The organism is Brucella anthropi ATCC 49188, assembly GCF_000017405.1.
GTDB lineage: Bacteria > Pseudomonadota > Alphaproteobacteria > Rhizobiales > Rhizobiaceae > Brucella > Brucella anthropi.
On record NC_009668.1, the window covers coordinates 1,828,625 to 1,852,200 of the forward strand.

The window sequence follows — 23,576 nt, forward strand, 5'->3', positions numbered from 1 at the left end:
AAGCCCCGCTACTGCGGGGCTTTTCGTTAAGCAAGTGCATCAGATGACAGTCGTGGCGACACGGTTCTCGATCGCACGCACAAGGTTGAGCGCGGTCATTTCAGACGATTTCGGGTTGGTCGCGAGCGGACCATTTTCAAAACGCAGATGCATCCGACCGAAATCGCCTTCGGCAATGATCTCATGCGTGTTGAGACGCGCTGCCGGGTCCGCAACCAATGTGACACGGGTACGATCGAGACCAATCCCAGCAAGCGAGGTAATCACCGCGACATTGGCATTTTGCGGAAAAGCATCGGCTGCCTTGCGGGCCGTATCCGTGAAGAAGACCGTGGCCTCACTGATTTCATCGAGCGGCACCAGCTGGGCGGCCTGCGTGCCTGCCCATGCTTTTGCAGGCTTGATGATGCGATGCTCGACACTTTCAATCGAAAGCCGGCTTGCGGCCGAAAGCGCATCAATGCCGCCCAGCGCACCGGGTGGGATAATAAGCTTCGCGCCGCTGGCCGCAGCCGCATCCTTCAGCCTTTGAAACAGGGCGTCGTCGACGAAAGCCGATGTCGATGAAACCGCAAAATCCATTCCGGTGGAAAGCGCCGCCTCGCCCCACGGCAAGACGCTGGGGCGACCTGCCGCCTCCACCACGAGACTTGCGCCGCTGGCTGCAAGCTCGGCAGGATTTTCGATGAGCACGGCACCGGCAGGCAATCGGTCACGGGATGCCGACCGGTCACGCACCGCCACCGCGCCGATCCTTACTGAACTTTTCCGCTCAGCGAGAAGGTCCGCAACCCGCTTGCCGATAGCGCCCCATCCAACGAGGACGATCGTCTCAGATACCGACATAAGCATGCACCTGCTCACGGTCGCGTTCGAGATCGGCACTCGTCCCGCGCCAAACCGTTCGACCTTTCTCGACAATATAGTGGCGATCCGCCAACTTCTTCAAAACCGCGATATTCTTATCGATCAGAAGGATCGACTGGCCCATTTCGCGCAATTGCATGATGCAATGCCAGATTTCCGTGCGAATGACGGGGGCAAGCCCTTCCGTCGCTTCATCGAGGATCAGAAGATGCGGGTTCGTCATCAATGCACGCCCGATGGCCAGCATCTGCTGTTCGCCACCTGAAAGCGTGCCCGCCGTCTGATCCGCCCTCTCCTGCATGCGCGGGAAAAGCGCATATATCTTGGCAAGATCCCATGGCGACTGTCGCTTGCAGCGGTTGGATGCGGTTGCGACCAGATTTTCCCGCACGGTCAATGTCGGGAAAATCTGTCGGCCCTCCGGCACAAGACCGACGCCAAGGCGTGCCACTTTTTCGGGGCTGTAGCTGGTCGTGTCGCGCCCCGCGATCTGGACCTGTCCCCCTTTTGGAGCGAGCAGACCCATCAATGTGCGTATGGTGGTGGTCTTGCCCATGCCGTTGCGGCCCATGAGGGTGACCAGTTCCCCTTCATTCACCTCCAGCGAGACGTCGAACAATACCTGCGAATGGCCATAGGCGGCCTGAAGTCCTTCGATTTTCAGCACAGTTCCTCCTCCCCGCCGAGATAGGCTTCCCGCACAGCTTCACTTGCCCGAATGTCTTCCACCGTACCTGTGAGGATGAGGCGACCATAGACCAGCACCGATATGCGGTCAGCGAGCGCAAACACCGCCTCCATATCGTGCTCGACGAGCAGCATCGAAACCTTGCCGCGCAGCCCCTGCAAAAGCTCGATCATTTCCTGGCTTTCGACATGGCCGAGACCAGCCATCGGTTCATCAAGGAGCAGAAGCTTCGGCTTTCCGGCCAGCGCCATCAGCAGTTCCAGCTGCTTGCGCCCACCGCTCGACAGATCGCCTGCAAGCTTCTCCGGGTGATTGGCCAGACGGCTTCCGGCAAGGATTGCATCAACCTCACGCCAGATGGCGCTGCGGCCTTTCAGACTGTCGAGAATCCGGAAATTGTGCCCCTCGCGCGCCTGCACCGCCATCGCGATGTTCTGGCGCACACTCATATCGTTCAGGAGCGTCGATATCTGGAATGTGCGTCCCAACCCGCGCCCGACACGCGTTGCTGCGGGTAGATTGGTGATATCTTCACCCATCAGGCTGATCGTCCCCGATGTGGGAGCCAGCTCACCGCACAGCTGGTTGATGAGCGTGGACTTGCCCGCTCCGTTCGGGCCTATCAGGGCATGGATATGCCCTTCCGTGACGTCGAGCGTCACATGATCCGTCGCGACCAGTCCGGCAAAGCGCTTCACCAGATCGCGGACCTGCAATATTGCAGTCATGCGGGCACCTCAACTTTCCGGTCTTTGCGAAACGGACGGCAAAGCGCGCGCCAGCCGCCGACAATGCCGCCCTTGGTTCCCAAAACAACGACGAGCAGAATGATGCCCATGGCAAGCTGCCAATGTTCAGTCCAGGAGGCGAGATAGGTCTGCAGGATCAGGAAGGCGGCTGCTCCCCAGATCGGCCCGAAGAACGTGCCGACCCCACCCAAAATGACCATCACCATCAACTCGCCCGATTTGGTCCAGTGCAGCGTATCCGGGCTTGCAAAACGCATAAAGATGGTGAGAAGCGCGCCAGCCAGACCAGCGCCCATTCCGGCAAGGACAAAGCCGTAAAGCTTGTAGCGATAGGTTTCGATCCCCATGGCCGTCATGCGCCGCTCGCTCTGGCGAATGCCGGAAAGCACCGCGCCATAGGACGAATGCACGACCCTCCAGAGGAAACCGAAATACAGGATCATCGAAACGAGGATGACATAATACATCGTCGTCTTGTCACGCAGGCTGAGGCCGAAAAGATCATTTGCCCGGCGCACGATGATACCGTCTTCGCCGCCATAGGTTTTGAGCGAAACGAAGAGGAAGAACAGCATCTGGGCAAAGGCGAGCGTAATCATGATGAACTGCACGCCGGAAGTGCGCAGCGCCAGCGCACCGATGACCAGCGCGGCAAGACCTGCCACCAGCATGGCCGCCGGAACGGTGATCAGAAACTGGTCGGAACCCGGAATGAAGCCGAAAAGCAACGTCTCTTCGGCGTGGTGGAAATAAAGGATACCCACGACATAAGAGCCGATCCCGAAGAAGGCGGCGTGACCGAAGGAAACCATCCCGCCATAGCCGAGGATCAGATTGAGGCTGGCCGCGGCGATGGCATAGATCATGATCCGGGCAACAAGGCTGGATGCAGCAGTCTGCCCCAGCGCTTCGGCCCCGAAGGGGAAAAGTGCAAGCGCCACGCAGCCGAGGAAAACAAACAAAATACGATATGACATGATTCAGGCTCCCACCGGAAAGAGGCCTCTCGGGCGGAACAGAAGAACGATGGCCATCAGCAGATAGATGCCCATGGACGCAATGCCCACGCCAAGCGCGTCAGCTTCGGCCCCGGCCATGAATTGACGCAGAATGGAAGGCAGAAAGGCGCGCAGGCAGGTATCGATGATACCGAGCGAAATACCGGCAATGAAAGCTCCCTTGATCGAGCCAACGCCGCCGATAACCACGACCACGAAGGTGGCAAGCAGGATTTGCTCGCCCATACCGACCTGAACGGCAAGGATCGGTCCGGTCATGAATCCTGCAAGACCCGCAAAAGCCGCACCAAGCGCAAACACCAGCGTATAGAGCAGACGGATATCCACGCCGAGCGCGCGGACCATATCGCGGTTGGTCGAACCTGCCCGAACCAGCATGCCGATGCGGGTACGGTTGATGAGCAGATAAAGACCACCGGCAACCAGCAGGCCAGCCACAATGATGAGCAGCCGGAACGGCGGATAGCTCAGGCCTGAAAACAGTTCGATCGGCTGCGAGAGCGATGCAGGCAACTGCGTGAAAATCGGTTGGCGGCCAAAGATCAGCACGGTCAGCTCATTGAAAATCAGAATGAGCGAAAAAGTCGCCAGCACCTGATCCAGATGATCGCGCTGATAGAGCTTTCGCATGACGCCAAGCTCGATCACGATACCGGCAATCGTCGCGGCCAGAATGGCTGCGGGCAAGCCCAACCAGAAATTCCCGGTCTGCACGGCCACCCAGGTGCCGATGAAAGCGCCGATCATGTAGAGCGAGCCATGAGCGAGGTTGATGACGCCCATGATCCCGAAGATCAGCGTCAGCCCTGCTGCCAGAAGGAACAACATGACGCCGTAGAGAAGGCCATTCAAAAGTTGCTCGAAGATGAGTGTCATTGGAGGAAACGACCTTCATGAGAAATGAAAAGAAGCGTGGCGCGCACTTTCGCGCGCGCCGAACGGTGGCTGTTAGAGCTTGCACTCTGCAGAATAGGAATCACCGTAATTTTCGATCAGCTTCTTCTTGATCCTGGTGGTCGGGTTGCCGTCCTCGCCCTTGACGACATCAAGGAGATACCAGTCCTGCAACGGATGCTGGTTCGGACCGAAGGCAAAATTGCCACGCACCGACTGGAAGTCAGCCTTCCGCAACGCTTCGCGCACCGCATCGATATCGTCAACGCCGCCGGTCTGCTTCAAGGCAGAAGCAATCAGGCGAGCCACGTCGTAGCCTTGCGTGCCGTAATAGGTCAGAGGCCGGTCAGGATAAGCGGCTTTCCACTTTGCCACGAGTTCCTTGCTCGCGGCATTGTCCATATCCGGGCTCCAGTGGCTGGTGGCCATGATACCGACCGAAGCATCACCCAGTGATTTGAGGATCACCGCATCGCTGGACGGTTCGGAAAGAACCATCGGAATCTTGCCGAGAAGGCCTGCCTGCTGATACTGGCGCATGAACGCAATGCCCATGCCGCCCGGATGAAACTGGAAGACCACATCAGGGTTTGCGGCGCGAATTTGCGCCATCTCAGCCGAATAGTCGGTTTGGTCGAGCTGGGTGTAGATTTCACCGACAACTTCGCCCTTGAACCGGCGCTTGAAGCCAGCCAGCGCATCCTTGCCTGCCTGATAGTTCGGCGCAAGAATGAAGGCGCGCTTGAAACCTTCCTGTTCCGCAGCAATGCCCGATGCCTCGTGGAGCGAGTCATTCTGCCAGGAAACCACGAAGTAATTCGCATCGCAGCCCTTGCCCGCCATGTTTGATGGCGCGGCGTTGGCGCTGATATAGATACTGTCATTATCGATAATATCCGGCACGGTTGCGCCAGCTACATTCGAGAAGATGATGCCGGTAAAAAGCTTGACGCCGTCTTCCGACATGAACCGCTCGGCGATCTGTCGTCCGTTGCCGGGCTTGGCAGCGTCGTCCTCGACCTTCAGTTCAACCGGCACACCGCCGAGTTTGCCGCCTTCGGCATCAATGGCAAGCTTCATGCCATCGCGCACGTCCTGACCGAGATAACCTCCCGGACCTGACAAGGTCGTAATCACGCCGATCTTGACCGGTTCAGCAGCAGCAGCACCAGTCGTCAGCCCCGCCAGCAGGCCGATCATCAGGAGTTTGTTTTTCATTTCATTTCCCCTTGTCTTTTTATGGATGGGCGCCCGGCAGTTCCGCCGGGCATGCCTCATCAGAGCGCAACCCAGCCTTCCGGCGGGTTCTTGCCGGGGTGGACAGTATTGCAATGTGGGCAGGTCCGCAGTTTCTCATCGTTGTAGAAAGCAGCGTAGAGCGGCGGCAGATCGTCGACGATGGATTCCAGATCCACTTCGGCGCGATGAACGAGACCGCTGCATTCGAAGCAATACCATTCGACGGCATCGAGAACGCCTTCAGGACGGGCCGGTTCGATCACCAGACCGATGGAACCTTCTTGCGGGCGCTGCGGCGAATGACGGATATGCGCCGGCAGAAGGAAGATATCGCCTTCGCGGATCGGCACGTCGTAAAATTCGCCAGTCGACGTGTCATGCAGCTTCAGCAGCATGTCGCCCTTGAGCTGATAGAAGAACTCTTCGACCGGATCGTCGTGGTAATCGGTGCGCTTGTTCGGGCCGCCAACGACCGTCACCATCAGGTCCGCATCCTTGAACACCAGCTGATTGCCGACAGGCGGCTTCAGCAGGTGCTTGTGTTCATCGATCCATTTCTGGAAATTGAAAGCGCTGAGTTTTGTCATTCTTGTTCCCCTTTTCGGTTCGATCAGGACAGTTTGAGACCGCAGCTATCAAATGCCTCCCGGATTGCCCGTTTTTCAGCGTCGGTCAGCTCAAGCATCGGCGCACGAACAGGTCCACCAACCTGGCCGAGCAGCTCCTGCCAGTATTTTTGATGCGAAGTGGGCTTTTCAGCCGGTCGCGTCGACTTGAAGACATGACGGACAGGCTCGAGGCTCTGCCAGACGGCGCGCGCCTCGGCCTCTTTTCCCGCAAAGGCCAGGTCGGTATAATCGCGCATGCGGCGATCAACCTTGGTCTGCAGCGTGTAGGGCGGTGAAGAGCAGAGATAGAGCTGCCAGCCCAGTTCGAGAATATTATCCAGCCATTCGTCTTCCGATGCGGTCGAGACCAGAATGCGGTCGCCTGCAAGTTCCGTGAGCTTGCAATACATGTCGCGCGGGACCGAATATTTGATCGCGACAACCGTTTCGATGTCGGCCAGACGATTGCAGAGCTCAGGGCTCATCAGATAACCGCTATCTGGATGCGACCAGAGTGCAAGACCGATATCCACCTTCGAGGCAATGGTTTCATAGTAGCGCAGCAGCGTTTCGTCCTGCGCACGCAGGAAATGCAGAACAGGTGCATGGACGACGATATAGTCCGCGCCGCAGGCCTGCGCATGCTTGGCCAGATCGATAACCACATCCATGTTCTGGTCCGAGCAGGACATGATTGTCTGCGCCTTGTCACCTACTGCCGAGACAGCCAGATCGAACATGCGCTTGCGCTCGTCAACCGACATTGAGAAGAATTCGCCCTGCTTTCCCGCGACGAAAAGTCCGTCAATGCCCAGATCGTTGATCCAATGGTCGACATTCTTGCGAAAGCCGCCTTCATCGATCGATCCGTCCTGATTGAAAGGCGTGTTTGCCGCAGCCCAGATACCGCGCATCGTAGCGCGCGAATGGGCCTTGGCGTTCTGACGGTCATACTTCATCGGAATCCTCGCTTCGGGGCGGGTCACTCCAAACCCGCGTCTCCCTGATCGAGCCTGACTTTCTTTCATTCGAGAAGTCTTGTAAGTAGAATATATTCATAAACAAAAACTCATAAGTGAGCCGATGCGTCCCACTCTCCGCCAGATTGAATGTTTTCAAGCCGTGGTCGAACTGGGAAATTTTTCCCGCGCAGCCGAGCGTGTCAGGACGACCCAGGCCAATCTTTCCCACACGATCCGTGATCTGGAGACGGTGCTGGACGCGCGGCTTTTCGACCGGACAACACGGCGCGTCAGCCTGACGGATGCCGGACGTGCCTTTGCCGAAGGTGCGCTTGCCGGTCTTGCCGAAATTGACCGCGCCGCCGAAGTCGTGCGCGATCTGGGGAAGTTACGGCGCGGTCAGGTCAGCATCGCAGCCCCGCCTTTGCTGTGCACGACGGTGCTTCCGCATCTGGTTCGCCGCGTGGCTGATGAACACCCCAACCTCGTCATCAAGATCGAGGATGTCGGGCCTGAAATCGTCATCGAACAGGTTCGCAACGGGCGTTGCGACCTCGGCGTTGGCACGTTTTCCGGTGAAGATTCCGACGTCGAAAGCCAGATGGCACTGCGCGATCAGCTGATGATTTTCGTGTCGCCCCATCACGATTTCGCCGGGCATGAGCAGGTCCGTTGGGCAGAACTCGACGATCAGCCCATCATTACGCTTACCCAGAAAAGCAATATCCGGCTTTTGACGGAAATCGGCTTCGAACAGGCAAAACTGGCGCTTCGACCGCATATGGAGGTCAACCAGATTCACTCGGTGTTGTCGCTGGTCGAGGTCAATGCCGGTATCGCTGTTCTACCCGCCTATGCCTTTACCGCGCTGCGCGGTCGCGGCATCGTGGCCCGCCCCCTGACGGACCCAGCCATCGTGCGCGAGGTGCGCCTTATCACGCCCCGCGACCGCGAACAGTCTGCAGCCACCGTCGCCGTACGATCCATCCTGCGAAACCTGCTGCGTCAGATGATCCCCGAAATTCCCGGAACCGGCAGCGCCAGTTAAACCGCTTCTACGCATGCCTCCCGAGCCTTTTGAGCTTGCTTCACGAGCCTTTGCGCGTTCAAATGCTGCCGCACCGCTGTTTAGAATCATCTGAAAAAGTCGATACTGAACAACCCGTTGAAGGTCGGTCGCGTCGCAAGCAAGGGAATGCAGCCTCATGAATACATACGGAAAACTATTTTCAGCCGCGCTGGTCGCGGCTGCGCTCAACAGCACGGCGGTCGGACAGGTCTTTGCCAAGACGTTGATCTATTGCTCCGAGGCATCTCCTGAAATGTTCGATGCGGCGCAAACGACATCCGGCGCCGTGTATGATGCGTCGGCGCGCAATGTGTCCAACGGACTTATCAAGATCAAGCGCGGCTCGACGGAACTGGAACCCGGCCTCGCGGAAAGCTGGGACGTTTCTGCCGACGGCAAGGAATATACGTTTCACCTGCGAAAGGGCGTGAAGTTTCACACCACGAGTTTTTTCACTCCGACGCGTGAATTCAATGCAGACGATGTGATCTTCACGTTCGACCGTCAGGGGAACAAGGATAATCCCTACTACAATCAGGGTACATGGCCGCAATTCGGAGCCTATTCCTTCCCGTCGCTGATCGAGAAAATCGAAAAGATCGACGATCACACGGTCAAGTTTGTGCTGGCGCATCCCGAAGCGACGTTTATCTCGACGCTGTCGCTGACATTCGCCGTCATTCAGTCCAAGGAATATGCCGACAAGCTGGTCGCCGAAGGCCGCATTGCGGAGTTCAGCCAGCAGCCAGTCGGAACCGGCCCTTATCAGTTTGTCGCCTATCAGAAGGATAGCGCCATCCGCTATCAGGCCAATCCCGACTACTGGGCGGGCAAGCAGAAGATCGACAATCTCATCTTTGCGATCACGCCGGATGCGGCAGTGCGTTATCAGAAACTGAAGTCGGGCGAGTGCCATGTCATTGCCGCTCCCAATCCCGCCGATATTGCAGAGATGAAGAAAGACCCGGCCGTCGAAATGCTGCACAAGGAAGGTTTGAACCTGTCCTTCCTAGCCTACAACACCCAGCAAAAACCGTTTGACGATGTGCGTGTCCGCAAGGCGCTGAACATGGCAGTCAACAAGGCTGCGATCATCGATGCGGTCTATCTCGGCTCTGCGGTCGCTTCGGTCAATCCGCTCCCGCCCAGTGTCTGGGGCTACAACAAGAACGTCAAGGACGACGCTTACGATCCTGAACAGTCGCGCAAAATGCTCGATGAAGCAGGCGTCAAAGACCTGAAAATGAAGATCTGGGCCATGCCCGTGCAGCGGCCCTATATGCCGAATGCGCGCCGTGCAGCCGAGCTCATTCAGTCCGACTTCGCCAAGGTGGGAGTAACGGCGGAAATCGTCACCTATGACTGGGGCGAATATCTCAAGCGTTCGCTGGATAAGGACCGCGATGGTGCCGTCATGCTTGGCTGGACCGGTGGCATTGCCGATCCCGACAACTTCCTCGCCGCACTTTTGAGCTGTCAGGCCATCGGTAGCGCCAATCGCGCAAACTGGTGCGATCAGGACTTCGAGAAGCTCATTCAGGCGGCCAAGCTGACCACCGATCAGGCCGAGCGCACCAAGCTCTACGAACAGGCGCAGGTCGTGTTCAAGGAACAGGCTCCCTGGCTGACCATTGCTCATCAGATTGTCGAGCAGCCGATCAGCAAGAAAGTCAAAGACTTCCGCATCGATCCCTTTGGCGGCTATCTGTTCGAAGATGTCGACATCGAAGAATAGGCTTCGTCCTCCGCCGGTTTGATGACCGGTGATGAAATTCTGGGTAGCCGGCATAGAGCATAATCCGACCGGAGTGAAACGAGGATCGATAAGATTATGCTTGAAATATAAGAGGTTAGAGCGCCGATCTGATTGAATCAGATCGGCACTCCAAACGCCCGCTATTCTTCTTTGGTTCTCGGATCAAATCCGGGCCGATTCCGACCAATAACCGAGAAAATATAATGGATATCGTAGACCGCTTTCTAGCCTATACCCGCATCAACACGACCGCTGTGCCGAATGCAGGCAACCTCCCGTCGAGCGAGGGACAAACCGATCTCGCAAAGTTGCTCGCCAGCGAAATGCGCGCCATGGGCATGGATGTTGAAGAGCGTGACCACTCGATCGTTGTCGGCACATTGCCTGCCAATGTCTCGAATGCCGATCAGCAGTTTCCGACGATTGCATGGGTCGCCCATCTCGATACGTCCGGCGAATATACGACCGATACCCGTGCTCATGTGGTCGATTATCGGGGCGGAGATATCCTGCTCAACGAAACGACCGGTGCTGTCATGCGGCTTGCCGAGTTCCCGGAGCTGGAACGTTATGTCGGGGACCGGATCATCGTGACGGACGGCACCAGCCTGCTCGGCGCCGATAACAAATCTGCCATTGCCGAGGTCATGCATGCCATGCAGATCCTGACCACGCATCCCGAAATCGAGCACGGCACGGTCAAGGTTGTTTTCGTTCCCGATGAGGAAATCGGATTGCTCGGAGCCAAGGCGCTCGACGTCGCGTCCCTGAACGCCGATTTCGCCTACACGCTCGATTGCTGTGCGGTTGGCGAGATCGTGTATGAGAACTGGAACGCCGGTGAATTCCGCCTCACCTTCAAAGGCCAGCCAGCCCATCCGATGTCGGCCAAGGGCAAGCTGCGCAATGCCATTCTCTACGCCCAGCAATTCATTGCCATGATGCCGGGCGGCGAACGTCCAGAATATACGGAAGGCACCGAAGGCTATTATTGGGCCAAGGGCATTCAAGGAACAGTAGCCGAGACCAGCCTGATCATCGACATCCGCGATTTCACGAAGGACGGTTACGAAACACGTCGTGCATTCATCGAAAACCTCGCCGCAAGTTTCAACCAGCTTCATGGCGAGGGCACGGTTCATGTAGACTACAAGGCTGTCTACCGGAACGCTGCCGAGAGCCTGCAAGGCGAAAATCGCTATCCGGTCGTTCTTGCCCTTCAGGCCATGAAGGCAATAGGCGTGACACCGACACCGCTGCCGATGCGCGGCGGTTATGACGGTGCGGTGCTGTCCGAAAAAGGACTGCCATGCCCGAACCTGTTCTGCGGCGCGCACAACTTCCACTCGATTTACGAATTTCTGCCGGTCGGTTCGCTTAACAAAGCCTCCGAAATGGTCATCGAAATACTAAAGAGCGCACGGATAACCGACAAAAGCATTGGTTGATCCGACACAGACATTGAGGAGACGTGAATTCATCTCGTCTCCTCGCTCTGTCTATGCCTTCGGCCACCGGCAAAGCGGTTCTGTTTTAGAGCATTTCCTGTTTTGATTGAATCATTAGAAATGCTCTATCTGTTTGTTTTTACGCATGTCTCCCGAAACCGGTTCCCGCTTTCGGGAGACATGCTCTAGTATCCTATTGCAGCACCAGCGACGGCACGGCTGTCGATAGCGCCGTAGTAGCGGTTGTCGCCGCCCTTTTCGATTGCTGCCATATCCTTGCCGCCGACAAGAATGCCAGCTGCCTCGCCCCAGACCGGCCAGTCAGCGTCTTCTCCGACCGTATAGCCCATGCCGGTCAGCAACCGGATCGTATCCGGCGAAAGCGCGTTCGCTTCCATATAGACCCGATCCGGCAGCCACTGGTGATGGATGCGCGGGGCATCGATAGCCTCCTGAATGTCCATGCCGTGATCGATGACATTCATGATCGCCTCAAGCGTGATCGTGATGATGCGCGAACCGCCGGGGCTGCCGATGACCATGAACGGCTTACCATCCTTCGATACGATAGTCGGACTCATTGAGGACAACGGTGACTTGCGCGGTTCGATGGCATTGGCTTCGCCTTGTATGAGACCATAGAGATTGGCCACGCCCGGCTTGATGGTGAAGTCGTCCATCTCGTTGTTGAGAAGAATTCCGGTGCCCTCAGCCACCTTGGCCGTGCCGAACGATCCGTTCAGCGTATAGGTCACGGCGACAGCATTGCCGTCCTTGTCCACGATGGAATAATGCGTGGTTTCGTTGGACTCCTTGAATTCAGCTGGCTTCAGCGCCTCGCTGACACCAGCGCGATAAGGGTCGATACGACTGCGAATTTCTGCAGCATAGGCCTTGCTGGTGAGCTTCTCGATCGGATTGTCAACGAAATCAGGGTCGCCCAGCGCCGTGTTGCGGTCCACATAGGCGTGGCGCATCGCTTCCACCATCAAACGCGTGGTTTCCGCGGAACCATAGCCCAGATAGGAAATCGGGTAGCCCTCAAGCACGTTCAGGATTTCACAGATGATCAGTCCGCCGGAAGAAGGCGGCGGCGATGAGACGATGTCATAGCCGCGATAGCTGCACTTGACCGGTTCCAGCTCACGGACCTTGTATTCTTCGAAATCAGCCTTGGCGAGAATGCCGCCATTCTCCTTGCTCGATTTGACAATCAGATTGGCGATATCGCCCTGATAGAAGGCCGATGGCCCCTTTTCCGAAATGGCCGAAAGCGACTTTGCCAGATCCGGCTGGACAAGCTTCTCGCCCAACGGAATCGGTTTTCCGTCTTTCAGGAAGATTTTCGCCGCCGCCGGGTCTTTCGCCAGTCTTTCATTGCCGTCAGCAAAGGAGAGAATATCGCCCAATTCAAGCGTAAAGCCATCCTTGGCAAGTTTCAGTGCCGGGTCGATCAGCTCCTCGCGCTTGCGGGTGCCATATTTTTCGCGTGCTTCCTCAAGGCCAGCCACCGTGCCCGGCACGCCGATGGCGAGATAGGTTTCAGTGCTGGCGCCTTCGACCGGCTTGCCATCCTTGTCCAGATACATGGTCTTGGTGGCGGCGAGCGGCGCACGCTCGCGAAAATCAAGAAAGGTGCTCTTGCCGTCCTTGAAGCGGATCGTCATGAAGCCACCCCCGCCGAGATTACCGGCAGTCGGATAGACAACCGCCAGTGCATAGCCGACAGCGACAGCCGCATCGACGGCATTGCCACCGTTCTTCAGCACATCGATACCGACTTGCGACGCTAGATGCTGGGCCGTAACCACCATGCCGTTCTGGCCTTCTGCCGGCGCTGGTGATGCCGCGTAAGCCGAAGGCAGATGGCCTGCAACGGCAATGACAGCGGCAAGGGAAAGCGATTTCAGTCTGTAATGCTGCATGTCTTTCCTCCCATGTGTTCTCCCGAATGGGAGTCCGACAACAACGTCCGCAATATCTTGCGCAAAAGCAAGCGTGAGAATTTCTATCCAGCCGAACTTGCGAATAGAGCCTGGAGCGATAATAATGTGCAGTATTCGGTTCAGATGCTGCTGGAGTTGCAGCCGAACCCGAAGCCCTAGCCAGTTCCTTCCGGAACACTCTGGCCATTCGGGCTGTATTTCCATTCCATTTCTGATGATGCGATCTCACCATGCAGGAGAAATCCATGATCTATGCTCAATGCGCATGCGGAAATCTGACAGTAACACCCCACGGGCCACCGCAATTAACGGCACTGTGCCACTGCTTCGCCTGTCAGCGGAGAACAGGTTCGCCATTCAGTGCAAATGCCTTCTATGCGATAGGCTGCGTTGAAATTTCAGGCGCATCGACGGAATTCATTCGGACGGCGGAAAGTGGCCGCAAGGTCCGGATGCATTTTTGCCCGGCTTGCGGCTCGACCGTCTATTGGCTGCCTGATGCGGCCCCTTCCGTAATCGGCGTGGCGGTTGGCCTTTTTGCCGATCCGGCTTTTGCCCAGCCCACCCTATCTGTATTCGAGCAATCGAAGCATGAATGGGTGTTCCTTGATGAAACGATGGAGCACTTTCCACGTTTGCCGGAAAACGACTAGAGCATGTCTCTCGAAAGTGGAAACCGGTTTCGGAATAAAGACATGCGTAAAAACAAACGGATAGAGCATTTCCTATGATTCAATCAAAACAGGAAATGCTCTGGCGGTCTGCTTCCGACAGATCGTCAAACTATAACGATCATTCTTCTGGAACTTTACGCACCGGTCGTTGCCAGCGTTCGTAGCAGGGTTGAGAAAGTGAGGGAGCGGTTCGCGTCAGACTGGCTGTCGCTGACGCCGTCGTTTCGCGACAACGACTTGCGGACATTGCTCGGACTGTAGCCAAAATGCTGCGTGAATGCCCGCGTGAAATTGGCTGCCGTATCGAAGCCAAACAGCTGCGCGATGTCGGACACCCTGCGGTTTTCGGATGCATCCGCAAGCATCTCATGTGCTGCAAGCAAACGCTTCTGGCGAATATAGTTGAGTACCCCGCCCGAGCCTTCGAACAGCTGATAGAGATGTGTGCGTGAGATGGCGAGCTCCTTGCTCAGTGCATCGGGCGTGAGTTCACGGGACGTGAGATTTTTCTGGATGAAGCGTCTGGCCTTGGTCATCAACCCCAGAGAAGCCCCGAGAGACGCATTGTGTTCGCTCGCATCGTTTTCCTTTACCAAAGGGGCGATCGTGTCAAATACGATCTGGCGCAGGGCGTCGCGCAGCTCCGGCAGGTCTTCGCTTCTGATATGGTCAAGCCCCGCCTGGATCGTCGATACGAAGTCGATCAGCAGCTTGGCGCGATAGCCTCCGAGCGTCGCATTGTTGCACGCTTCCGGCATACCGCCCAGACCGGCGAAATGATCGACCGGAATGATCAGCAGCACCACGTCCGTTGCCAGCGCACGACCGCGAAACGGATAGCCAAACGAACGGATATTGATCATGCCGGGCTCGTTTTCCGCCACACGATCATCCACCGCCGTCCATGTGCGACCGCTTCGCAGAAAACTGATCTGCCAGTGATCAATCGGGCTGAAACGAACCTTTTCCGCTGTACGTTCATAGCTGAATGGAGGAACAGTCTGTTCTATCAGCAGCATGCCGCGCAGATCCCAGACTTTCTGGGTAACGGCAAAACCGTCTTCGGCGTTCACACCATCCGGCATCCGCACATCATAGAGGGGAGCCACGTGCTGTTGCCATGTGGGAAACTGTGCGCGGGGTTCCAGCTCTTCGGTCGTAAAGACCAGCGGGGTCAGAATATTGGTGCTTCGGGCATCTTCTCCAAGGGGCGCGAGTGGAACGCGCACTGACTGGCGGCGCTCCACAAAATCGGGCTTCAGATCACGCGAGGCCTTGTCGCTCGGGGATGTCACGGCAACTCCCTAAACCAACCCGGAGGCTCGAGGCGCGGTAATGGCGACCCAAGCCCTGCGTTGATAGTAGCATTTGCACGTATAAAAACAAAATAAGCTGGAACACTATCAGCCACGTAACCGTTCAGACCGGTAGCCGACGTTTCCTCTTACGCGCCGACAACCCCGCTTTCCCGGCCTTTTCCCAGATTTGGCCGGAAGTGTCGGAGCGCGCAAAACGGTCTCTGAAATGAGTTGATTGCATCCCATTTGATGAAAATTTTCAGGAAAATCCGGCCAGAATATTAAAACGCGTCCGATAGAAAGCACGGTAATAACAACCGGAGGCAATCGCATGAACAATGTATTTGCATATACTGTGCGCCGCGAAAGCTTGAAATGGGCTGCCGCTATTGTCGTTGGACTGTCCGCTTCATTATGCCTGACGGCAGGCGCCGAAGCCAAGGATGCCCGCAAGCAGAAAAGCGAAACGGTTTCCGTTTACCTCGTCAAGTACAAGGTGAATAGCCAAGCGCGCTACAACAAGCCTGCACCGGCCAAGGTCATCAGGGTTTCCGCCACGCAATATGCGGCCGGTACGCCCTATGTGTGCACGCCGAGCGGTTTCGGGCAGAAATCCCGCTGCTTCATCCGCGATTAGAGCACAATCCGACCGGCGTGAAACTGTTTTCGGAATGCGCTCCATGGCATACCGGCTCGCAAGAACTCCATACAGATCAGCGAGCCGGCATGCTTGCCTGGCGATTATCTCGCCTTGGCTTTCATGATTGCCAGCCCCTTACTGACACGGTCACCGCGCAGCAGCTTGGCGGCCTCATCGGTCGGGCGTGGCGGATTGTTGCGGAAGACATACCAGCTACCGCCCAGTGAGCGCTTCTGATAGATGACGCCATCTTTCTCGCGATGGAGAAAGCAGGTCGTATCGCTGCCGCCGCCCATCTTGTTGACCCAATAGGCCTGCAGGCAAAGCTTGCCGCGATTGGTGGCATACCAGCGCCCCTGCCCGTAAGACCACGCCCTGCCTTTCTGCGACCAGGCGATGAAACGATGTCTGTCGGCAGAGAAATAGCCGCCGCCATCCTTCCATTTCCATGACTTACCGGAATAGAGCGCCTCAAGCGCGTCGGCTGACAGCGGTGCAGCCGCCGCAGCCTTGATGGCGATCGGGTCCTCGGTTTTCTGTTTCGGCGCCGCATCGGCAGCGCCTGCCAGAAGAAGTACGGACAGCGCCGCACTTACGGTTCTCAAACGGATCGAAAACATTGTCGTATTCCTGTTCAGACGTTGGAGCATTTCCAGCAAAAGTGCGAAGCGGTTTTGCGTGAGGTAAATGCGACATCAATCAAGCGGATGGTTCGCAACCCGCCAGTCAGGCCGCCCGACACCCCGTGGCCACGGATAGACTTCGCGGTCGTTGAAGTAGACGGTCGCAGTCAGTTCCGGAAATTCGGGCTGCGGCTTGTTGGTTTCCTGTGCCCAGGCCCGGACATAGGCGTCGCTTCCTTCATAACCGAGCTCAGCGATAACAATCGGCTTCTTGAAGCCTACCACCCGGTCGTATCCCGGTTTTGTCCGTTCAACGAATGTGGACGCATGTCCCAGTTCCAGCATATCGTAAGGTTCGTAGCCGAACACCGACAGGCCGATCACATCGACATAACCATCGCCCGGATAATAGGCCTCAAGCCCCGCATCTCCCTTCGGCGACCACATATACTTGGCATTCGGCAATGACTTGCGGCAGACATTGACCGCATGCTGATAGGCACGGACGTAACCCTGTGCCGACCAGTAGGACCAGGTGAACTGGCCCGTCTTGTCGTCCATTTCCTGCGCCCAGCGAATGGTCACAGGGCTCTTCAGCTTCGAAGCAGCGGAGCAGACGGCAGCCATGTTTGTATCGTAATGCCCCCGCACGATTCCGCTCAGGAGATCATCCGGTGCAACGCGCCAGTCGCGAGCCCACGACCAGGGTTCGACGGTGATCAGCAGTTCGCGGCCCCGTTCCTGCGCATAGGCATCAGCGGTTGACAGGCTCGTCAGGTCCACATCCTCCCACGGAAGGAACAGATGCTCGATGCGGGAATTGGGATCGTTGGTGAAATCCCCGTGCGGATCATAGGCCCCGAACTTGATGGATTGCGGGGTAATGACCGGGCGCTTGTCGTGGAACATGTTGCGGGTGTCGACATTGGCACCCGAAACACCGCTCGCTGCGTAAACAGCGGTTGAAAGCAGCCCACCGCAAAGAATTGCTGTTGCTATTTTATATGAGGTTTTCATCGCCGCCTCCTTTATTGTACGGGCGATTGGGCAACGGGCAACGCCAGATTCAGCGCTTCCGTTTTGGGCGTTATTGTTTCGATGGAGAGGAGCTTGCGCGCCTCGTCATCCTTGTTTCCGCCAGCATGGCGGAAGACGTACCAGACACCGTCCGGCTCACGTTTCTGATAGATCGTCCCATCGGCGATACGGTGAGAGAAGCAGGTCTTGTTCGGGAAGACGCCATGAGCCAGATGCCATTTCGCATCGAAGCACATCTGGCCCGACCAGGTGATCCGCCAGCGGCCTTCAGCCCATGCCTTTCCCTTCTCGCCATCGACACGGGCGGTGAAACGGCGGTTCTGGCTTTCCATCCGGCCAGCGCCGTCAGCCCACTGCCAGTTCTTGTCACGATAGAGTAGGTAAAGCTCGGCAGGCGTCATCACACGGGCGCCGTCGGGCAAACCATCTACCGGAACCGTTGCCGCTCCAGCCGGTCCACTTAGCCCCGCAAGCAGGACAACCAGCGGCAGGACATATCTGCTCCGATCAGTGTTCCGACCAGATCGGGACCGTTGGCCTTCAAACATCACATGTTTCATTTGAACCTCCCACGACCTTCAGGTTGCGCGCACCCGCCAAGGGTTCTTGCGATTGACGGATGCGCGCGTGCGGCAGAACGTTTGTTGGTCTTGTTTCCTGCCGCAGTTGAACAGGACGGCCGATTGTCGAAATCCGGAAGCCCAGATTCTCGGCAACCGCCGGTGAAAAGACATTGCGCAAGTCAACGAGTACGGCGTCCCGCATGACCTGTTTCATCCGAACGAGATCAAGCTTGCGGACACTGTCCCATTCGGTCACGACCACTGCCGCATCGGCAGTGCTCAGGCACTCGTAAGGGTCGTCGTAAAACTCGACGTCGCTGAGAAGACGGCGCGCATTCTCCATTCCGGCCGGATCGTAGGCCCGGATGCTGGCACCGAAGCGCTGCAAGGTTTCGATAAGCGGGATGGACGGCGCATCGCGCATATCATCCGTATCGGGTTTGAACGTCAGGCCGAGGACGGCAATCGTCCGGCCTTCGACGCTGCCGCCGAGCGCATCCAGCACCTTCAGCGCCATGCGACGCTTGCGCGCTTCATTGACGGTAACCGTTTCCTCGACCAGCCGCAGGGCGACCCCGTGATCCTGCGCGGTGCGCAAAAGCGCTATCGTATCCTTCGGAAAACAGGAGCCACCATATCCCGGCCCCGCATTGAGAAAACTGGTGCCGATACGCTTGTCCAGCCCCATGCCGAGCGCCAGCTCGGTGACATCGCTGCCGACTTCCTCACACAGATCCGCCAGTTCATTGATGAAGGTGATCTTGGTGGCGAGAAAAGCGTTGGCCGCATATTTGATCAGTTCCGATGTCCGGCGCTGCGTGATCACGATTGGCGTCTTTGCGGCCTCAAGCGGTGGAGCGTAAAGGGCGACGAGCGCAGAACGAGCGCGCTCATCTTCCACGCCGATGACGACGCGATCGGGCTCCAGAAAATCGCGGATCGCAACACCCTCACGCAGAAACTCCGGATTGGAAGCAACAGAGAATGTGCCGGGTCGGCGCACCGAGCCGATGATCTTCTGCACCACATCGCCTGTGCCGACCGGAACGGTGGACTTGACCACGACGACGCTATGGTCTTCGATCAGCGGCGCAAGCTCGCGAGCGGCCATATAGACGAAGGACAGATCGGCATCGCCGTGCCCCGCCCGTGCCGGTGTGCCGACGGCAATGAAGACAAGCTCCGCACCCTTGACGGCTTCCGCCAGATTGGTCGTGAAGCTGAGCCGGCCAAAGGCGAAATTGCGTTCCACCAGTTCATCCAGCCCCGGCTCGTAGATCGGCACGATGCCGCGCTCCAGCCGGACAATCTTCTGGGCATCCTTGTCGACGCAGACGACCTCGTGTCCCCATGCCGCGAAGCACGTGCCACTGACCAATCCGACATATCCCGTACCGATGACAGCGATCTTCATAATCGTCGCGCCTTTCCCGCTAGTTCGTTCCACTGGCGGTATTCGTGCGCCAGCGTGGATTGAAAATTGTCCTGTGGACGTCGCGTCCGCCTACACCGGCACCGGCAACCGAGAAGCGGTCGTCAAATACCGTGAAGCTTTTCGTGCCCCAGCTCAGTGCCTCGATGCCGTCGCGTCCGCGCTCGACAGTGGTAAAGCCGGTCAGCGCGACCAGCGCCGTAAAACTGCATGCCATTGCCGGTCGATAGAGGCGGCTCGTCATCCGCACGTGATTTTCGCGTGTGTGCTGGATCACGATCATCGCCATCAGGAACAGGTAGAAACACGCATTGATGATGGCGAAGATGAAGAAGCCTCGTGTCTGATCAGCACCGCTGACCAGGAGGACCGGCAGAATGGACAGACCGGAGATCAGCGCATAGGGCGCGATCACCCGCAGTGGCACCGGATCGACCTCGGATGAGCCTTTCGGCGTGACACGAAAATCGACAAAGGAACCGGTCAGCCAGTCACGGAAAGCTGCGAAGGTTCCAGCCAGAACCCAGGGCCACCGCGCCAGCAGGAACAGCATCGCTTCCCAGCTGAAAATCCTGCCGTCGACAGGGCGGAACGTCTTGCTCGACCGCCACCAGAATGCCAGCGCCAAAATCACGAGCGATTGCGGCATGAAGTGCATCAGGAAAGCGGGATAGGTAACGCTGACGAAATTATCACCATAAGCCAGAATGGCTATCGGCAGAACGAATGTCAGTGCCAGAAAGAAAGCATAGAGAGGATACCAGAGCTGCGAGAACAGAAACTGGATCTTCAGGCGCAGCGGCAACCGTCCGATCAGCTTCGGCGTATATTGCAACAGGATCATCACGAGGCTGCGCGACCACTGGAATTCCTGCGTCACAAGATCGGCGAAGGTGCGCGGACCGTCGCCATGGGCGATGGCATCCAGCGCGTGAACACCCCGCCAGCCATGCGCGTTCATGAACAGGGTCGTGGAATGATCCTCGGCCAGTTCCGGCCCAAGACCGCCGATCTCCTTCAGCGCTGCCGTGCGTACCGCATAATGAGAGCCGATGCAGACTGGGGCAAAGCCGCCGTTGTAACCGGCCTGCAGCGAGCCATGCATGCTGGCTTCCACATAGAGACGCCCGCGGGCCGACCAGCTTTCATGCGCATTGCGATCACAAATGCTTGGCGCGGAAACATAACCGACAGCGGGATCAGCGAAGGGCCGCAGCATATTGAAGAGATAACCCGGCTCAGGCACATGGTCGGCATCGAGCTGCGAGACGAAATCATAGCGCTCATAGCCATAGTGATCGTAGAAGAAGGCGAGATTGCCTTCCTTGCACCGGGTACGGCGCGGCCAGGTCTGCCGATGATAGTCGGCACGGCCCTTGCGTGTGGAAACGAACACGCCATGCTCACGGCACCAGGCAAGTGTCGAGGGTGAAGGGTCCTCATCGGCAAGCCATGTATCGTGCGGCACATCCTGCGCCAGCATGGCGCGCAATGTTTCAGCCACCACCTCGAAAGGCTCAGACGGAGCCTTGGTGACGACCATGGCGACGCGGCTTCCGGCGGGGATGCGAAGCGGGCCGGTCGGGCGCGCTGCGTGGAAGAAAATAGTGATGAAATAAAGCGGCAGGATCGTGATCCAGGCCAGCAGCGCGGTCACCAGAATGGAGCCGAGCAGATGATTGTGCTTCGCGCTGATGAACCACCATTGCCAGAAATAGGTGATGGCGAGCGCCCACAGGATGATGCCCACCACATATTCCACCCGCTTGCGGCCAGTGAAGATGGGCGCCAGCAATGGTTCCCTTTCGCCGTTGTCGCCGTCAATGGCCGGATGAAATTCGCGCCGTGTCATGTCCGCATCTCCAGACCAAAGAAGGGCGCAGCCGTGCGGATGATCGTGTCGAGATCGGAATGGAGCGTGCGAAACCCAAGCTTCGCTGCCGCTTCAGCCGGGTCGGCATAAAGCACCGGCGGATCGCCCGCCCGGCGCGCGCGCATTTCGACAGGCACCTTGCGTCCGGTAAGCCGGTCTATCGCATCCACGATTTCCTTGATGGATGTTCCGCGCCCGGTTCCCAGATTAAGGACCAGATTGCCGCCGCCATTCAGCAGATGCTCGACCGCAAGCACATGCGCCCGTGCCAGATCGACCACGTGAATATAATCGCGAATGCAGGTGCCATCCGGCGTATCGTAATCATCGCCGTAAATTTCGAGGCAATCTGCGGTTCCAGCGGCAGCCAGCATGGCGCGCGGTATCAAATGAGTTTCGGGATCGTGCTTTTCGCCCAGTTCGCCATCCAGATCAGCGCCGCAGGCATTGAAGTAGCGCAGTGCCGCATAGGGCATGCCATAGGCTGCCGAATAATCGGCCAGCATATGTTCCGCAATCAGCTTTGTGCGTCCGTAAGGGTTGATCGGATTCTGCATTTCGCCTTCGCGGATCGGCAGCACATCCGGAATGCCATAGGTGGCGCAGCTCGACGAGAAAATGACCGGGCGTTCACCTGTCAGGCGGCTGGCCTCCAGAACGGACTGGATGCCGCCGACATTGTTGCGATAATATTTTGCGGGGTCCGTGACGGATTCACCCACATAGGCCGAAGCCGCAAAGTGGATGATGGCAGCCGGATCGAAGGTCCTGATAGCAGCGATAAGCTGTTCCTGCGAAAGCGTGTCGCCCTCGACAAACTTGCCCCAGCGCACGGAAGACCGGTGACCCGTCGACAGGTTGTCATAGACGACCGGCGAGAATCCGCTCTTGTGCAGAAGCTTGGCGGTATGGCTGCCAATGAAGCCAGCACCACCGGTGACGAGTATATTTTGCCGGGTCATCTCGCCACCTCGAAGAGCTCGCCCGATGGTCTGACCAGCTGGCGTTCAAAATAGGCGATCGTCTGCTTCAGCCCTTCGACAAGTGCAATCTGTGGTTCCCAGCCAAGTTCACGCTTGGCGAGCATGATGTCCGGGCGCCGCTGGCGCGGATCATCAGTTGGCAGCGGGCGATAGACGATGCGCGAGGACGAATTTGTCAGCGCAATGATCTGCTCGGCCAGCTCACGCACAGTGAATTCGCCCGGATTGCCGAGATTGACGGGCTTCTGAACCTGACTGCTCATCAAGCGGCTGAAGCCTTCGATCAGGTCATCGACATAGCAGAAGGAACGGGTCTGCGAGCCGTCGCCATAGATGGTGATATCTTCGCGCTCGAGGGCCTGAACGATGAAGTTCGACACGACACGACCATCGTCGGGTCGCATGCGCGGGCCATAGGTGTTGAAGATGCGCACGATACGGATGTCGACGCCATACTGCTTGTGAAAATCGTAGAACAGCGTTTCGGCCGAGCGCTTGCCTTCGTCATAGCAGGACCGGGGGCCGAAAGAGTTCACATTGCCCCAATAGGCTTCCGGCTGCGGATGTGTTTGCGGATCGCCATACACTTCCGACGTTGAAGCCTGAAAAATCCGAGCCTGATAATGCGCGGCAAGTTCGAGCAGATTGAGCGAGCCAATGACGCTCGTCTTCATCGTGTGCACCGGATCGGCCTGATAATGTGGCGGCGATGCGGGGCATGCGAGATTGTAAATCTCATCCACCGGCAGATCGATCGGGTTGACAATATCGTGACGCACGAAGCTGAACGTGTCGTAGCGCAGGAGATTGCGCAGGTTCTCAAGCCGCCCTGTCGAAAAATTATCGACGCAGATGACGAAGTTTCCTTCGTTCAAAAGACGTTCGCAAAGATGAGAACCGAGAAATCCGGCACCGCCTGCTACAAGAATGCGCCGTGTTGACATGCGCTCTGCAGATATACCCGATGATCTGAAGTTTATACTCACGAGAACCTCCAACGCTACTTCTTCACTTGCGTGATCCGGCAAAAAGCAAAGAATTTCCCTCAACGCACCCGAATAGAAGCGCGCCGGTCGGTGTTTTTCGATTGCTTTACTAGATGATTGAAGATAGCCGGGCTGAAGTCTTGAGTCGTTAGCGTAGAATCCGGAATCTTATCCTTGCGTCCATTTTTGAAATGGAGCGATTTCTGTTATCCGGTGCTTTC

Annotated in this window: 22 protein-coding genes; 5 read left to right on the forward strand and 17 right to left on the reverse strand. The window is 57.4% G+C overall.

Going from position 1 to position 23,576, the window contains the following annotated elements; all coding sequences use genetic code 11:
• Positions 1-39: 39 nt before the first annotated feature.
• From OANT_RS22670 to OANT_RS22705, 8 genes are all read right to left on the reverse strand, one after another.
• On the reverse strand, positions 40-846 hold the full coding sequence (locus tag OANT_RS22670) for an aspartate dehydrogenase (RefSeq protein WP_012093674.1): 807 nt from the start codon (positions 844-846) through the stop codon (positions 40-42).
• Positions 833-1,534, reverse strand: a complete 702-nt coding sequence (locus OANT_RS22675; RefSeq protein ID WP_012093676.1) for an ABC transporter ATP-binding protein — start codon at positions 1,532-1,534, stop codon at positions 833-835. The genes OANT_RS22670 and OANT_RS22675 overlap by 14 nt, the downstream gene beginning before the upstream one ends.
• Positions 1,528-2,283, reverse strand: a complete 756-nt coding sequence (locus OANT_RS22680; RefSeq protein ID WP_012093677.1) for an ABC transporter ATP-binding protein — start codon at positions 2,281-2,283, stop codon at positions 1,528-1,530. The genes OANT_RS22675 and OANT_RS22680 overlap by 7 nt, the downstream gene beginning before the upstream one ends.
• Complete coding sequence (locus OANT_RS22685) at positions 2,280-3,281, reverse strand: branched-chain amino acid ABC transporter permease (protein ID WP_012093678.1); 1,002 nt, start codon at positions 3,279-3,281, stop codon at positions 2,280-2,282. Before OANT_RS22685 ends, OANT_RS22680 begins: the two co-directional genes overlap by 4 nt.
• A gap of 3 nt (positions 3,282-3,284) precedes the next feature.
• Positions 3,285-4,199, reverse strand: coding sequence for a branched-chain amino acid ABC transporter permease (locus OANT_RS22690; protein WP_010660592.1), 915 nt, complete (start codon positions 4,197-4,199; stop codon positions 3,285-3,287).
• Between the two features lie 72 nt (positions 4,200-4,271).
• Positions 4,272-5,435 (reverse strand): ABC transporter substrate-binding protein, encoded by a 1,164-nt coding sequence (locus tag OANT_RS22695; protein WP_010660591.1) that lies wholly within the window; start codon positions 5,433-5,435, stop codon positions 4,272-4,274.
• Between the two features lie 59 nt (positions 5,436-5,494).
• On the reverse strand, positions 5,495-6,043 hold the full coding sequence (locus OANT_RS22700; RefSeq protein ID WP_010660590.1) for a 3-hydroxyanthranilate 3,4-dioxygenase: 549 nt from the start codon (positions 6,041-6,043) through the stop codon (positions 5,495-5,497).
• Positions 6,044-6,066: 23 nt separating this feature from the next.
• Positions 6,067-7,023 carry a dihydrodipicolinate synthase family protein gene (locus OANT_RS22705; RefSeq protein ID WP_012093680.1) on the reverse strand — a complete coding sequence of 319 codons (957 nt, stop codon included), beginning with the start codon at positions 7,021-7,023 and terminating at the stop codon, positions 6,067-6,069.
• A gap of 124 nt (positions 7,024-7,147) precedes the next feature.
• On the opposite strand from OANT_RS22705, the gene OANT_RS22710 reads away from it, so the two are divergent.
• The 3 genes from OANT_RS22710 (at position 7,148) to pepT (ending at position 11,299) form a co-directional block, all read left to right on the forward strand.
• Positions 7,148-8,074: a LysR family transcriptional regulator gene (locus OANT_RS22710; protein ID WP_010660588.1), complete on the forward strand. Its 927-nt coding sequence runs from the start codon at positions 7,148-7,150 to the stop codon at positions 8,072-8,074.
• Positions 8,075-8,231: 157 nt separating this feature from the next.
• The gene (locus OANT_RS22715) at positions 8,232-9,830 is read left to right on the forward strand and encodes an ABC transporter substrate-binding protein (protein WP_010660587.1); all 1,599 of its coding nucleotides are present in this window, start codon (positions 8,232-8,234) and stop codon (positions 9,828-9,830) included.
• Positions 9,831-10,054: 224 nt separating this feature from the next.
• Complete coding sequence (gene pepT / locus OANT_RS22720) at positions 10,055-11,299, forward strand: peptidase T (RefSeq protein ID WP_012093681.1); 1,245 nt, start codon at positions 10,055-10,057, stop codon at positions 11,297-11,299.
• A gap of 185 nt (positions 11,300-11,484) precedes the next feature.
• Here the strand turns inward: pepT and ggt are convergent, their stop codons facing one another.
• The gene (ggt, locus tag OANT_RS22725) at positions 11,485-13,224 is read right to left on the reverse strand and encodes a gamma-glutamyltransferase (RefSeq protein ID WP_012093682.1); all 1,740 of its coding nucleotides are present in this window, start codon (positions 13,222-13,224) and stop codon (positions 11,485-11,487) included.
• 266 nt (positions 13,225-13,490) lie between these two features.
• Here ggt and OANT_RS22735 point away from each other — a divergent pair, with 266 nt between their 5' ends.
• Positions 13,491-13,898, forward strand: coding sequence for a GFA family protein (locus tag OANT_RS22735; RefSeq protein WP_012093683.1), 408 nt, complete (start codon positions 13,491-13,493; stop codon positions 13,896-13,898).
• Between the two features lie 155 nt (positions 13,899-14,053).
• On the opposite strand, the gene OANT_RS22740 is transcribed toward OANT_RS22735, so the two are convergent.
• Positions 14,054-15,214, reverse strand: coding sequence for a helix-turn-helix domain-containing protein (locus tag OANT_RS22740; protein WP_012093684.1), 1,161 nt, complete (start codon positions 15,212-15,214; stop codon positions 14,054-14,056).
• A gap of 334 nt (positions 15,215-15,548) precedes the next feature.
• Between OANT_RS22740 and OANT_RS22745 the strand changes: the two genes are divergently transcribed.
• Positions 15,549-15,854, forward strand: a complete 306-nt coding sequence (locus tag OANT_RS22745) for a hypothetical protein (RefSeq protein ID WP_012093685.1) — start codon at positions 15,549-15,551, stop codon at positions 15,852-15,854.
• A 104-nt stretch (positions 15,855-15,958) separates the two neighbouring features.
• Here OANT_RS22745 and OANT_RS22750 read toward each other — a convergent pair whose 3' ends face one another.
• From OANT_RS22750 to OANT_RS22780, 7 genes are all read right to left on the reverse strand, one after another.
• Positions 15,959-16,477 (reverse strand): DUF995 domain-containing protein, encoded by a 519-nt coding sequence (locus OANT_RS22750; RefSeq protein ID WP_012093686.1) that lies wholly within the window; start codon positions 16,475-16,477, stop codon positions 15,959-15,961.
• A gap of 75 nt (positions 16,478-16,552) precedes the next feature.
• Complete coding sequence (locus OANT_RS22755) at positions 16,553-17,497, reverse strand: glycoside hydrolase family 26 protein (RefSeq protein ID WP_010660580.1); 945 nt, start codon at positions 17,495-17,497, stop codon at positions 16,553-16,555.
• Between the two features lie 11 nt (positions 17,498-17,508).
• On the reverse strand, positions 17,509-18,066 hold the full coding sequence (locus OANT_RS22760; RefSeq protein ID WP_115179318.1) for a DUF995 domain-containing protein: 558 nt from the start codon (positions 18,064-18,066) through the stop codon (positions 17,509-17,511).
• Positions 18,059-19,495 carry a UDP-glucose dehydrogenase family protein gene (locus OANT_RS22765; RefSeq protein WP_010660578.1) on the reverse strand — a complete coding sequence of 479 codons (1,437 nt, stop codon included), beginning with the start codon at positions 19,493-19,495 and terminating at the stop codon, positions 18,059-18,061. The genes OANT_RS22760 and OANT_RS22765 overlap by 8 nt, the downstream gene beginning before the upstream one ends.
• Before the next feature lie 19 nt (positions 19,496-19,514).
• Positions 19,515-21,365 carry a glycosyltransferase family 2 protein gene (locus tag OANT_RS22770; RefSeq protein WP_010660577.1) on the reverse strand — a complete coding sequence of 617 codons (1,851 nt, stop codon included), beginning with the start codon at positions 21,363-21,365 and terminating at the stop codon, positions 19,515-19,517.
• A complete protein-coding gene (galE, locus tag OANT_RS22775; RefSeq protein ID WP_012093688.1) occupies positions 21,362-22,348 on the reverse strand; it encodes a UDP-glucose 4-epimerase GalE in 987 nt (328 codons plus the stop codon). The genes OANT_RS22770 and galE overlap by 4 nt, the downstream gene beginning before the upstream one ends.
• Complete coding sequence (locus OANT_RS22780) at positions 22,345-23,313, reverse strand: UDP-glucuronic acid decarboxylase family protein (RefSeq protein WP_080514364.1); 969 nt, start codon at positions 23,311-23,313, stop codon at positions 22,345-22,347. Before OANT_RS22780 ends, galE begins: the two co-directional genes overlap by 4 nt.
• Positions 23,314-23,576 lie beyond the last annotated feature (263 nt).